This window comes from Micavibrio aeruginosavorus ARL-13 (genome assembly GCF_000226315.1).
In the GTDB taxonomy this organism is placed as follows: Bacteria; Pseudomonadota; Alphaproteobacteria; order Micavibrionales; family Micavibrionaceae; genus Micavibrio; species Micavibrio aeruginosavorus_B.
Window position 1 is genome coordinate 680,872 of sequence record NC_016026.1, and the last position, 13,149, is coordinate 694,020.

Sequence of the window (13,149 nt, forward strand, 5' to 3'; positions counted from 1 at the left end):
AGGCGGCCAGCGACGGTCGCCTTTTTTACGTATTGTTAGGAAATTCCGCGTAGGGTCGGGGGTAACTCTGCACGAAAGATGGGGGTCTGGGCATGTCACATATGCCGACATTAAAACATAACGATATGGTCGATATTCTGCTCCATGATGGGTGGAAATGCGTGGGTCAAACGGGAAGCCACGAACAATTTAAACATGATGCAAAACCCAATGTCGTGACGGTGACCAATCACGGGCCAAAGGATATTCCCTGCGGGACAGTCCGGAGTATCCTGAAAACAGCGGGTCTGGATAATGTGCTGAAGCAGCTGCAACACGGCGCATCCATCAAGCAACTGAGCAAACAGATGGCCAAAGAGATGCGGGCGCATCTGGCCTAGGGATATCCATCATGAGCAAATCCTATGTCGCGCTGATTCGCAAAGAAGACAACACCGAATACTGGATTGATATTCCCGACGTGCCTGGTTGTGCGTCATGCGGCGAAACGATTGATGCAGCCATCGCCAATTTTGAAGATGCCTTGCAGTTTCATTTACAGGGCATGAAAGAATCCGGTGTGTTCCTGCAAGACCCACGTTCAGTTCAAGATGTGCTGCGCAGTGAGGAAGATCCGTTCATCGAATCCTATATGGTGGAAATCGATGATATGACCCCGCATCTGAAATTCAGCTTTTCACGCCTGTCCATTGTGTAACAATCGTGTCCATCTCCGGGCGCGGGCGTTCTTCCGGTGTTTCGGATGGTGTGCCGAGATAGATAAATCCAGCCACCTGATCCTGATCCGTTTTTAAACCCAGCGCGGTGCGCACGGTGTTGTTGGTGGCATACCACTCCGTAACCCATTGCGCGCCGAATCCCATCATGGTCGCGGCCAGAATCAAGTTCTGGCACGCCGCGCCAGCGGACAGGATTTGTTCCCACGCCGGAATTTTCCCCTCCCGCACATGGGACAGGACGGCAACGACGACGGGGGCGCGCAGGAAGCGCTCGGATTCCAGGTCCAGCTTGGCGGGTTCCGCATCGGGGTTGTCCTGTTTCCAGGCCTGAGCCAGGATTTTTCCGAAATCGGCGCGGGCATTCCCCGTGAAGGTGACAAAAGACCACGGGGCCAGTTTGCCGTGGTCGGGAACCCGGGCGGCAATTTGCAGAATGATCGCCAGTTGCTGGTCATCCGGCCCCGGAGCGGCCAGTGTCTTGATCTTGCACGACCGGCGGCGCAACAGAAATTCGATCGCATCGGGTTGCACGGTGGCGGGCTGTGGCGTGATGGTGGTCATTCAACGCTTTCCTCTGGTCGGATGGGATAAAATCGGCAAGAATAGGGGGCTATTCCTTGTGTCGGGCAATCATATACGTTGGCTTTGATGAAATACAATCTCTTCGAAAATCCGTTTTTTCAGGATAAACGCCGCGTGGCCCTGCTGGTCGCGGCGGGTGTTGTGTTGGGGGGGATTGTGGCTGTGGCAACCATGCCCGATCGGGTCACGAACAAAAGCCCGGTGACACATGTTTTACAACCTGTCCCTGCGGGCATGATGACGTTGCGGGGGGAGGGCACCTTGCCTGACCTGCATGTGGCACAACAAAATGATACCGTGTTGAAGGATATGGTTACGAATTTTGCCGCGGCCGGGGCTGTTGGTCTGCTGTCCAGCGTGAATGACCTGGATAATCGTATCATGGTATTGCTGTTCCGTTGGGGCGGGGTAGACAATATCAACCCGGACAGTTACGGCGGCGGTATGGATGGGCGGATTGTTGCCCTGTTGCAAAAGGCCGGACAGGTGCCTGCCGATGTGCGCCCCGATATGGTGATCAAGGCGGATGAAGTCGTGCGGCTGACCCAGCGGTGGAATAATGGGTTTAATCATTTTAAAATTCGCTTGCTGGCACAGGCCGCCGGACCGGAAGTGTTTGATGGCCAAATTCGCTATGATGTTCGCAGTGACCGGCTGGATGTGACGGGCGGGTTATCGCCGGCTTTTATGGCGCAATTTGCCCGCGCGGTTCGTGATAACCCGCAATCGGCGTCCATCATGGCGCAATTTTTGGATTTCATTGATTCAACGCGCGGGTTTGCGAATTTGTCCGAAGATGATCAGGATGCCATTATGGCCCTGTCCGCCGGCCCTCAGGGAGAGTAAAGATGCAGATAATTAAGGTCTGGTTGAAAATTACGGCTGTTCTGGCGGTGCTGGGCTGGGTCCTGCATTGGGCCAGCCCGGATTTTGCCGCGTGGCTGGATGGCGTGTTTTCGAAGAAGGAGACGGCCGCCGTCGTGGAGCAGGTCGCCTCGCCCGGGTCCGCAGATGTGATTCCGCCATCCGATGCCGGTGCGATTCGCCCGGGGCAACAGACGGATGGTCAGGGCGATGCGAAACGCGTTCCGCGTGCGCCCTATCAATTCAATCAGTAGATATTCTTCGGGGTTTATTCTTCGGTCCGTTCGGCCAGCACGTAGCCCAGGCCGCGCAGCGTGGCGATTTGCACATCGGCCCCCGCGTCTTCCAGCTTTTTACGCAAGCGGTGGACCAACACCTCGATGGAGTTTGACGAGCCTTGTTCGCCATAGCTGTACAGGCGGCTTTCAATCAGCTCTTTGCTGACCACCTTGCCGCTGTTGCGCATTAATTGTTCCAGCAGATCGATTTCACGGCGCGTCAGTTTCATCGGCGCATTGATCACGCTGGCCGTGTGGGCATTGGTGTCCAATGCCAGATTGCCAACGGTAATAACGGCGTCCAGTGCCTGGGCCGGTCGGCGGAGCAGGGCGCGCACGCGTGCGGTCAATTCCGGCATTTCAAATGGTTTGGGCAGGTAATCATCCGCACCCAGATCCAGCCCCTTGACCTTGTCGTCCACGCCTTGGCGCGCGGTCAGGATCAAGACGGGAATGTTTTTATTGTGTTCGCGAATTTTTTTCAGAAGGCTCAAACCATCCTGATCCGGGAGACCCAGATCAGTGATGATCAGATCGTAGCTTTGCGTGCGGACAAGGGCGAGCGCTTCATCCGCCGTATAGGCGCAATCACTTTCATACCCCGCCTGGTGCAACCCGGCGGCGATGAACTGGCTCAATAATTCGTCGTCTTCGATCAATAAAAGACGCATGGATCTTTCTTACTATCATGGGCGCGCCCCACCCATCGCACTGCCATCGTCGGGGGAGAAGAATGAAAACCCAATCTTCTTCCGCATGGCGTTTAATTCGCGCGACAGTTCCAGACGCAAAATATCATCAGAAACCAATCCTAAGAACCGGCCATTTTGTTCAACCGGTACATAAGGGAATCCATTTTGGCACACTGTTTGGAAAACGTCACGGCACGATTGTTCGGCATCCACAGGGGCTGGGGCTGTGTTCATAACCTCATCCAGCGGGGTATTTTCCGCCTCTTTGCCGCTGCGTAAAACATTGCCCAGATAGCTGGCATAGGTAAAAATCCCCACCAGATCGCCACGGTCCATGACGGCGACATATTGGGTTTTGTAGCGATACATTAAATCCAGCGCATCCGCGGCAGAGGCATTATGCTCTATCCTTGGGGTTATGCTGCTCCGGATCAATTGCCCAACGGCTTTGCCGGGGTGGGTATTGGAAGAAGGGGGCGTCTTGAGCATTTAAAGTCTCCTGTTTTTCAATGAATTAAGGTTTTTTTCCAACACCTTTTTCATAATCTTTTATTTCCTTTATGATGCGGTGCCGAACTTACGGACGACTTACCGCCTTCGAAAAACAGGATTTTTTGAAAATATTTCCAGAAAAATAAATCTGTCAGTTTTCTGTCAGCTTGATCGGCGAAACTGGACTTACGGTCGGATTGCCAAATGCCTGTAGCGCCGCCAACCGCCCCCTCTCTCCTCGGTGGCTTACAGGTTAAAACTCCGACCCCCACACTACCTGCACACACGTCTAAGCCCGGATCAGCCCCCCTGATCCGGGCTTCCTTCTTATTTTCGGTTCGTCATCCCGGAAAAGGCGTAAGCCTTTGTCCGGAGTGACCTTTTATAATTATGATGTGGCGTTACAATTTCGGATCGTAATTTTTCCAGTATGCCGGACGATCCTTGCGCGGAATGGCGGCCCATCCGCGATTGAGAACATCGTATTGCGGGTCGATCCACAATCCATTCTCCATCACCTTGCGTCCGTCGAGATAGATGATCCCGTCTTTGCCATACAACATCGTGGTGATGTCCCAGTGCAGTTTACTGCGCCCGCCGTTATCGACCTTGACCTGCACACCCTGATATTCGGTGTAGGAATAAGGGCGTCCCAGCGCCAGATGAAATGACCCGCCAATTTTTTCAACCAAAAGGCCGTTGGCGACATGCTGTTTTAAATGCGGGTTGGTACCGATACCAAGTTCGCCGACGAATCGCGCGCCCTCATCCATTTCAACCGCGCGTTTAAAGGCGTCGAGGCCGGCTTTCGCTTCGTATTTGACCAATTCGCCATTCTTGAATTCCATGGTCAGATCTTCGATCAACGCGCCGCCATGGGTAAATTTCCCCTTGGCAACAACAACGCCATTGACACTGTTCTTGCGCGGGGCGCTGAAAATTTCTGATCCCGGCACGTTCTTGGCGATCAGGCTGTTGCAGAATGTGAAGTGTGATCCATCATCATCAACCAACTCCATCGACACATCGGTGCCGTCATTGTTGGTGATACGGACATGCGTGGCGATGTTGAATTCCTGAATCAGTTTTAAATGCGCGTCGCTGATGGCATCCCATGGTTGGTCGCACATTTCAAAGAACAGTTTGATGTAATCGTTATAGGTGATGCCATCAATCTTTGAATCGTTTTCAGTGGGGATGCAGGTCAGGGTGTAGAATACCTCGCCTGTTCCGGCCTTCTGAAAGAACGGCGCGGTTTCGTGATCATAAATTTTTGCTTTGTCCGGGTGGGCGTGGACAATTTTGCGGTTGGGCGTGTTGGCGCGCACGATCATGCTTTTGTTCACGCCATCCACCATGCGCATATAATCAGCGGCCAATGCCTTCACGCCATCCGGCGTTGCGTGGTTCAGCAACAGGGCGTGGAAATCGCTATCCTGAAAATAAACGCTGAACGGCACCTTATCGCGCAGGCACCATTGCACCAGATACGAGCCAATGGCACGCGACGTATCGCCCAGTCGCATGGTGGCAACATCATTATTATTTGGCTTCACGTTATACAGTTTTTTGGCCAGCGACAGGTTCAATTTATCTTCCACCGGTGGGGCGGTGAACGCGGCCCATCCGCTGGCGGGCATATCTTTCAAATCGGCGCGGAACGATGATTCATGTTCCAGCCCGGCCGCAACGATATAGGCCAGCCGTTGCATATCGCTCAGCGTGGCCAGCAACGCATCCGCGTCGGCGCGTTTATAACTTTGGGTAATCCGGGGCAACAGGGCCTCGGCCTCGGCTTTCCACAATGATGATCCTTTGGCCAAGGCCTTGATAGTCTTGATCTGGTCTTCATAATACGGGCCCAGTGATTGGATCTTCATGGTGGATTAAACTCCCTACAGTGTGTCGGGGGGATTTTAGGCGGTTTTTCGCCCCCCGTGCAAATGGCGAAAAAAGACGCTTGTTTCATTTGAGTTTCCGGTTTGTTCCCCCTATATAATGCGTATGACCAAATCAGCCCCCACCACCTCCGATTCGCCACCTGGCCCGGATTTTGTCCGGCCCTTCAAAATCGTGTCCGATTACAAACCGGCGGGGGACCAGCCGACGGCGATTGCCGAACTGGTCGCCGGGATCAATGGGGGCGTGACGGATCAGGTGCTGCTGGGCGTGACCGGTTCGGGCAAGACCTTCACCATGGCCCATGTGATCGAGGCGACGCAGCGCCCGGCGCTGATTCTGGCACCCAACAAAACATTGGCGGCGCAGTTGTATGGGGAAATGAAATCCTTCTTCCCGGAAAACGCGGTGGAATATTTCGTATCCTATTACGATTATTACCAACCCGAGGCCTACGTCCCGAAAACCGACACGTTCATTGAAAAAGATTCATCGATTAACGAACAGATCGATCGGATGCGCCACGCCGCCACCCGCGCGATTTTTGAACGGCGCGATTGCATTATCGTGGCGTCCGTATCCTGTATCTACGGTATCGGGTCCAAGGAAGATTATCAGGCGATGATCGTCGACCTGAAAAAAGGCGACCAGATCAACCGCCAGGAATTGATCCAGCAATTGATCGCCCTGCAATATAAACGCAACGATCTGGCTTTTGAACGTGGTACGTTCCGCGTGCGCGGTGATACGGTTGAATTGTTCCCGGCCCACTATGAGGATAAAGCGTGGCGGTTCTCCCTGTTCGGGGACGAACTGGAAAACGTCACGGAATTTGATCCGCTGACGGGCGAAAAATTCCTGACACTGAACGCCGTGCGCATTTATGCCAACAGCCACTACATCACCCCCGGCCCGACGATGGAACAGGCGATCCGCAATATTAAAGCGGATCTGAAAACCCGTCTGGCCGAATTCCGGGAGCAGGGAAAATTGCTGGAGGCCCAGCGTCTGGAACAACGCACGCAATTCGATCTGGAAATGCTGGCCGCCACGGGCATGTGCGCGGGCATCGAAAACTATTCCCGGTATTTAACGGGCCGCGCCCCGGGCGAAGCCCCGCCAACCTTGTTCGAATATCTGCCAAAGGATGCGCTGGTCTTTCTGGATGAAAGCCACGTCATGGTGCCGCAAATTGGCGGCATGTATAACGGCGACCGGGCGCGGAAAACGACCTTGTCGGAATACGGGTTCCGTTTACCATCCGCCATGGATAACCGCCCGCTGAAATTTGATGAATGGAATGCGATGCGCGGGCAAACCATTTTCGTCTCCGCCACGCCCGGCCCATGGGAATTGGAACAAACCCAAGGCGTGTTTTCCGAACAGATCGTCCGCCCCACGGGTCTGACTGATCCACCGGTTGAAATCCGCCCGACAACGCATCAGGTCGATGATCTGATGGGCGAATGCAAACGGGTCGTGGCCAATGGTGGTCGCGCACTGGTGACAACACTCACCAAAAAAATGGCCGAAGACCTGACGGAATATCTGGCCGAAAACGGGTTGAAAGTACGTTATCTGCACAGCGATGTTGATACGCTGGAACGCATTGAAATCATCCGCGATCTGCGCCTTGGTGCGTTTGATATTCTGGTCGGCATCAACCTGCTGCGTGAGGGGTTGGATATTCCCGAATGCCAATTGGTGGCGATTCTGGATGCGGACAAGGAAGGGTTCCTCCGTTCCCGCACATCATTGATCCAGACCATCGGCCGCGCCGCCAGGAACGTGGATGGCAAGGCGGTGTTGTATGCCGACCGCATGACCAAATCGATGCAGGCCGCGATTGATGAAACCGACCGCCGCCGCGAAAAACAAAAACTCTACAACGTCGAACACGGCATCACCCCGGAATCAATCCGCAAATCCATCGGCGATGTTATGAACAGTGTTTACGAACGCGGCGACCACGTTACGGTCAAACGCATGGATGTCGATGGCGAAGAATTGTCATCCCCCGCCGCCATCGCCAAAAAAATCAAAATGCTCGAAGAAAAAATGCGCACCGCGGCCTCCAACCTCGAATTCGAAGAGGCCGCCCGCTTGCGCGACCATATCCGCAAGCTGGAAGCGATGGATCTGGCGGTGCGGGGCTAGGGTATAGAAAGTGTAATTAAAAATCCCCGCGAAAACGGGGATTTTTATGAGGGTACTGGATTGCGGATGCTGTCCTATTTCAACAGGGCTCTGGCCGTGACGGTCAGGGTGATCTCGCTCATTCCCGGTTCGGCGGTGGGGGCGGCGCCCTTTTCCATGACGCCATCAGAGGCCATGGCCCGCATCATCATCGGTTGCGGATAGGATGGCATGGCGGCATCGACGCTGACTTCAACCAATTCAACTTTGGTTTTGCCCAACGCTTTGCCTGCGCGGTCGGCCTTGGCCTTTACTTTGGCAAGAGCGGCCTCCATCAGAGAGTCACGAGCGGTTTCGGTGGCTTCGGGGGACAGGGTGTAATTCAACCCGCCCATCACCAGACCCATCGATTGCAATTCACCGGCCAGCTCCAGCAGGGCTTGCGGATTTTTACCGCTGATGGTGATGCCTTGGCTGCCGCGCCATTGTTGTTCTTTCTTCGGCGTTACGCCTTTTTCAACCGGCTGGGGGTTCGGGTCGTACGGGTACACGTAATATCCGTCGGTGGATGTTTTCACATCGGTGACGGCCTTCGCCTTATCAACGGCGTTTTTCATGATGGTGTTGATGTCGTTTTGCAGGATGGCGGGATCGGTGCCTTCCTTTTCAATGCGCAGATTGGCGATCAACAGATCCTGTTGAACTTCGACGCGTTCGCTGGCGCTGACATTCAGCAATGTTTCACCGGCGGCGGGCAGGCGTGAAGTATCCTGCGCGAATGCGGCGGGTGTGAAGGCGAATGTGGCCAGAGCCAGAGCGGGAAGAATTAAAGCGCGCATGCGGATCATCCTTGGTTTGTTGTGGTGGTCGAAAGGCATAGAAATGATAGGGTCATTTCAGCGGGAGAAAAGGGCTTTTTTAAGACTTTCAATACGATAGCACCTATCCCCTTGAATATAGGGGAAAAGAGCGCAGACTTATTGGAGCAGGAGCCCCATATGACCCGATCACTCTACGCCGCAATTCTCGCTTCGTTGATTCTCGTATCCTGTACGCCCACCACGCGCACGGTGGGGTCCAGCTTTACCGATCCCGGCTTCCGCCCGGGCAGCGTGCACAGCATGGTGGTGCAGGTGAAAACCGATGATCTGGGTGAACGTCAGGCGTTGGAAGGATCGGCGGTCAGTGCGCTGACGTCATCGGGCACATCGGCTGGGCGGTCGATTGATTTACTGCCGCCCACGCGTGATATTGGTGATGCCGCCAGCAAACGCAAAATCATGAACAGCGGCACCGATGCGGTTTTGGTGATTACGCCGAAGCAGAAGAAAGTGGTGGAGGAATATATCCCGCCCAGCTATTACCCCGGCCATCGCCGCTATTCCCGGTATCACAGTGGGTATGGTGATTTTTACAACGTGCCCGGTGTGATTGATGGCGGATATTTCATTCGCGAACCCGTTGCGACCTATGACGCCACGCTCTATTCCCTGCCACACTACCGCACGCTCTGGACCGGGCAATTCACCATTCGCGGGTCCACCGGGGCCGATTTTAATGCGCTGGCGGGGCGGTTTGGGCCTGAACTGGTCAAACGCATGGGGGCGGATGGTATTCTGGGGCCTTAAGAGGGCTTAGGTGCCTTGCACCATCGGGTTTGAATTGTTTATGATGACAGGGTCATCTGAACCCGTTGCCAAAGCGATTCCCGCCATGACGTCGAAAAAACCCGAAGACACCCCATCCTTGCCCGCCACCGAAGCCTTTGACCCGCGTTTTGCGGGCATTGATCATTTGCCAGTGACGGATGCGTTGCAGATGCAATTGATGGCACAGGCCGAAGCGATCAAGGCGGTGGAAGCCGCCATTCCCGATATTGATAAGGCCGTGAAGGCCGCGACCGAAGCGCTGCGGAATAATCCGCGTGGTCGATTGATTTATGTGGGTGCGGGCACATCGGGCCGGATTGGTATTCAAGACGGCAGCGAACTGACCCCCACCTTCAACTGGCCGACCGATCGCGTTGCGTATGTGATGGCGGGTGGGTTGAAGGCCGTGTTGAAAGCGGTCGAACGCGCCGAAGATAATACACGCCGCGCCGAAGTAGCGATCATCCGGTTAAAAGTAAAACCGGGCGATGTCGTCATCGGCATGGCGGCCAGCGGCACGACCCCATTCACCATTGCGGCCCTGAAACGCGCCCGCATTCTGGGTGCCACCACCATCGGTATTGCCAACAGTGCGGATGCGCCGTTGCTGGACGCGGCGGAATTTCCCATCTGCCTGAACACCGGGGCCGAGGCGATTGCCGGGTCCACGCGGATGAAGGCGGGCACGGCGCAAAAAATCACCCTGAACATGATTTCCACGCAAATCATGATCGGCCTGAACCACGTTTATGACGGGTTGATGGTGGATATGCGCGCGACCAACGAAAAATTGATGAAACGCGCCGCCCGCATGGTGCGCCATGTCACCGGATGCAACGCGAAGGAAGCCGAAATGGCTTTGAACGCGGTGCAGGGTCGGGTGAAACCCGCGATCCTCGTCGCGCTGGGCGCCGGGGTTACATCAGCCCACGCGGCGTTGGAACATAATGACGATAATCTGCGCGCGGCGATCCGCGCGCTGAATCTATCGCCGCCGAAGCCGTAAGAATTGAAACACGAATAGACACGAATATGTTTTTCGTCATTCCGGCGCAGGCCGGAATCCATACGATCCATCCATTGGATACCGGCCTTCGCCGGTATGACGGATGAATTGGTGTTTATTTGTGTCCATCTGTGGTTCCTGATAAAAAAGCCCCGGTGTGAAACCGGGGCTTTTTATTTGTTCAGTTTTGCGCGGTTTAAACGACCGTCAGTGTCACATCAATGTTGCCGCGTGTCGCATTGGAATACGGGCAAACATTGTGCGCCTTGGCCACCAGAGCTTCGGCCGCTGCACGGTCCATGCCGGGCAGGGAAATTTTCAATTCAACCTGCAACCCAAATCCACCCGGAATGGTGCCAATGCCGACATGGCCGGTGATGGATGCATCATTCGGCACGGTGATCTTGTCCTGACCCGCGACGAATTTCATAGCGCCCAGGAAGCACGCGGAATAACCGGCGGCGAACATTTGTTCCGGGTTCACACCCGCGCCATTGCCGCCCATTTCCACCGGCTTGGCCAATGTAACGTTCAACACACCATCCGGCGTGGACGCCTTGCCATCCCGGCCACCGGTTGCGGTTGCGACAGCGGTATAAAGCAGTTTTTCGATAGCCATGGTTTTCTCCTGTGTGAGTTTGAATTTCAGGGGTGATGATGGGCTGAGGGGACGGGGGCGTCAAGGGGGAAGGGGTAAACCACGAATGGACACGAATTCACACGAATATATTTTCGTCATACCGGCGAAGGCCGGTATCCAGTGGATGGACCGTATGGACCCCGGCCTTCGCCGGGGTGACGGATAAATTGGTGTTTATTCGTGTCCATTCGTGGTTTTGGAAAAACGCATGGATCCCCGCCTGCGCGGGGATGACGGAAACCTAAGCGGCTATGCCGCTAATGTTTCCGTCACTTCTCATCACCCATTTTAAGGGCCGCGATAAAGGCCGTCTGTGGGATTTCCACGTTGCCGTATTGGCGCATTTTCAGCTTACCCTTTTTCTGCTTTTCCAGCAGTTTGCGTTTCCGGGTGGCGTCGCCGCCGTAGCATTTTGCGGTTACGTCCTTGCGGAAGGCGGAGATGTCTTCGCGGGCGATGATCTTGCCACCGATGGCGGCCTGGATCGCGATCTTGAACATCTGGCGCGGGATCAGGTCTTTCAATCGTTCGCACAGATGGCGGCCACGGCGTTCGGCTTGCGAACGGTGGACGATCATGGCCAACGCATCGACCGATTCCTGGTTCACCAGAACATCCATCTTCACCAGATCGCCTTCCTCGTACCCGTCCATTTGGTAGTCAAAGCTGGCGTAGCCACGAGAGATGGATTTCAGGCGGTCATAGAAGTCAAAGATCACTTCGTTCAGCGGCAGGCGGTAAACCAGCATAGCGCGGTTGCCGACATAGGTCAGTTCAACCTGCGTTCCGCGGCGTTCCTGACACAGTTGCAGCAGGCTGCCCAGATATTCATCCGGGGTCAGGATGGTAGCGCGAATCCACGGCTCTTCAATCTTATCAATGCGCACGACGTCCGGCATGTCGGCGGGGTTGTACAGTTCCATGACCGTCTTGTCGGTCTTGTGAATTTTGTACACAACGCTCGGCGCGGTCGGGATCAGGTCGAGGTCGAATTCACGATCCAGACGTTCCTGAATAATTTCCATGTGCAGCAGGCCGAGGAAACCGCAACGGAAACCCATGCCGAGGGCTTGCGAGCTTTCCGGTTCGTAATGCAGCGACGCGTCGTTCAGCTTCAGCTTGCCAATCGATTCCCGCAATTTTTCGAATTCGGATGAATCAACCGGGAACAGGGAACAGAACACCATCGGTACGGACGGTTTGAAACCGGGCAGGGCTTGCGCCGCCGGTTTGCGTTCGTCCGTAATCGTGTCACCAACGTTGGTTTCAGAGATGTCTTTGATCGCGGCAGTGATGAAGCCCATTTCACCCGGGCCCAGTTCATCCACCATCACGTGTTTCGGCGTAAAGATACCAACGCGTTCCACTTCGCGCGTTGCGCCGTTGCTCATAAACTTGATCTTCTGGCCTTTGCGTAATGTCCCGTCGATGACACGGACCAGAATAACAACGCCCAGATACGGGTCGTACCATGAATCGACCAGCAATGCTTTGGTCGGTGCAGTCACATCCCCCTTCGGCGACGGCAGGCGTTCGCAAATGGCTTCCAACAGGTCGGTGATGTTCAAGCCCGATTTACCCGACACGCATACGGCGTCGGACGCATCAATGCCTATCACGTCTTCGATCTGGGTGCGCACGCGTTCAACATCTGCGGCGGGCAGGTCGATCTTGTTAATGACGGTGATGATTTCGTGGTTGTTGTCGATGGCCTGATACACGTTGGCCAGCGTCTGCGCCTCAACCCCTTGCGTCGAGTCAACGACGAGGAGGGAGCCTTCGCATGACGCCAGCGAGCGGGACACTTCATACGCGAAGTCAACGTGGCCCGGTGTGTCCATCAGGTTCAACTGGTATGTCACGCCGTCTTTGGCGGTCCAGTTCAGGCGCACGGTCTGCGCCTTGATGGTGATGCCGCGTTCGCGTTCAATCTCCATGTTATCGAGAACTTGTTCCTTCATCTCCCGCTCGGCCAGGCCGCCGCAGGTTTGAATCAGGCGATCGGCCAGGGTGGATTTCCCGTGGTCGATGTGGGCGATAATCGCAAAGTTGCGAATTTCAGAAAGGGGCTTGCTCATGGCCGGGACAATAGGGATCTGGCCCCGAAAAAGCAACGATTTCCCGCGTTTATCCCCGGCCAGAATGACGGGAAAACGGGCTTTATGGGGCTGGTGAGGGGTGGTTATTTATGG

The 13,149-nt window shown here is 55.0% G+C and carries 14 protein-coding genes; 7 read left to right on the top strand and 7 right to left on the bottom strand.

Translation table 11 applies throughout. From position 1 onward, the window contains the following. The first annotated feature begins 92 nt into the window (after positions 1 to 92). Both MICA_RS03200 and MICA_RS03205 read left to right on the top strand, forming a co-directional pair. On the top strand, positions 93 to 380 hold the full coding sequence (locus MICA_RS03200) for a type II toxin-antitoxin system HicA family toxin (RefSeq protein ID WP_236619951.1): 288 nt from the start codon (positions 93 to 95) through the stop codon (positions 378 to 380). 11 nt (positions 381 to 391) lie between these two features. Beyond that, on the top strand, positions 392 to 697 hold the full coding sequence (locus tag MICA_RS03205; RefSeq protein ID WP_014102246.1) for a type II toxin-antitoxin system HicB family antitoxin: 306 nt from the start codon (positions 392 to 394) through the stop codon (positions 695 to 697). Here the strand turns inward: MICA_RS03205 and MICA_RS03210 are convergent. After that, positions 669 to 1,280: a nitroreductase family protein gene (locus tag MICA_RS03210; RefSeq protein ID WP_014102247.1), complete on the bottom strand. Its 612-nt coding sequence runs from the start codon at positions 1,278 to 1,280 to the stop codon at positions 669 to 671. The genes MICA_RS03205 and MICA_RS03210 overlap by 29 nt on opposite strands. Before the next feature lie 87 nt (positions 1,281 to 1,367). Between MICA_RS03210 and MICA_RS03215 the strand changes: the two genes are divergently transcribed. Continuing rightward, on the top strand, positions 1,368 to 2,147 hold the full coding sequence (locus MICA_RS03215; RefSeq protein ID WP_041794273.1) for a hypothetical protein: 780 nt from the start codon (positions 1,368 to 1,370) through the stop codon (positions 2,145 to 2,147). 2 nt (positions 2,148 to 2,149) lie between these two features. After that, complete coding sequence (locus MICA_RS03220) at positions 2,150 to 2,419, top strand: hypothetical protein (RefSeq protein ID WP_014102249.1); 270 nt, start codon at positions 2,150 to 2,152, stop codon at positions 2,417 to 2,419. Positions 2,420 to 2,433: 14 nt separating this feature from the next. Here MICA_RS03220 and MICA_RS03225 read toward each other — a convergent pair whose 3' ends face one another. The 3 genes from MICA_RS03225 to MICA_RS03235 form a co-directional block, all read right to left on the bottom strand. Beyond that, a complete protein-coding gene (locus MICA_RS03225) occupies positions 2,434 to 3,114 on the bottom strand; it encodes a response regulator transcription factor (protein ID WP_014102250.1) in 681 nt (226 codons plus the stop codon). 15 nt (positions 3,115 to 3,129) lie between these two features. Further along, positions 3,130 to 3,624, bottom strand: a complete 495-nt coding sequence (locus MICA_RS03230) for a CBS domain-containing protein (RefSeq protein WP_236619952.1) — start codon at positions 3,622 to 3,624, stop codon at positions 3,130 to 3,132. 404 nt (positions 3,625 to 4,028) lie between these two features. Beyond that, positions 4,029 to 5,507: an aminopeptidase gene (locus MICA_RS03235; protein ID WP_014102252.1), complete on the bottom strand. Its 1,479-nt coding sequence runs from the start codon at positions 5,505 to 5,507 to the stop codon at positions 4,029 to 4,031. 124 nt (positions 5,508 to 5,631) lie between these two features. Between MICA_RS03235 and uvrB the strand changes: the two genes are divergently transcribed. After that, positions 5,632 to 7,683, top strand: coding sequence for an excinuclease ABC subunit UvrB (uvrB, locus tag MICA_RS03240; protein WP_014102253.1), 2,052 nt, complete (start codon positions 5,632 to 5,634; stop codon positions 7,681 to 7,683). Positions 7,684 to 7,757: 74 nt separating this feature from the next. Here the strand turns inward: uvrB and MICA_RS03245 are convergent, their stop codons facing one another. Further along, entirely contained in the window at positions 7,758 to 8,501 is a 744-nt protein-coding gene (locus tag MICA_RS03245; protein ID WP_014102254.1) for an SIMPL domain-containing protein, read from the bottom strand. Between the two features lie 159 nt (positions 8,502 to 8,660). On the opposite strand from MICA_RS03245, the gene MICA_RS03250 reads away from it, so the two are divergent. Together MICA_RS03250 and MICA_RS03255 are read left to right on the top strand one after the other, a co-directional pair. Continuing rightward, positions 8,661 to 9,290: a hypothetical protein gene (locus tag MICA_RS03250; protein WP_014102255.1), complete on the top strand. Its 630-nt coding sequence runs from the start codon at positions 8,661 to 8,663 to the stop codon at positions 9,288 to 9,290. Between the two features lie 40 nt (positions 9,291 to 9,330). Then, on the top strand, positions 9,331 to 10,317 hold the full coding sequence (locus MICA_RS03255; protein ID WP_236619953.1) for an N-acetylmuramic acid 6-phosphate etherase: 987 nt from the start codon (positions 9,331 to 9,333) through the stop codon (positions 10,315 to 10,317). 196 nt (positions 10,318 to 10,513) lie between these two features. On the opposite strand, the gene MICA_RS03260 is transcribed toward MICA_RS03255, so the two are convergent. Together MICA_RS03260 and lepA are read right to left on the bottom strand one after the other, a co-directional pair. After that, positions 10,514 to 10,936, bottom strand: coding sequence for an organic hydroperoxide resistance protein (locus MICA_RS03260; RefSeq protein WP_014102257.1), 423 nt, complete (start codon positions 10,934 to 10,936; stop codon positions 10,514 to 10,516). Positions 10,937 to 11,226: 290 nt separating this feature from the next. After that, positions 11,227 to 13,035, bottom strand: coding sequence for a translation elongation factor 4 (lepA, locus tag MICA_RS03265; protein ID WP_014102258.1), 1,809 nt, complete (start codon positions 13,033 to 13,035; stop codon positions 11,227 to 11,229). Between the last annotated feature and the right edge of the window lie 114 nt (positions 13,036 to 13,149).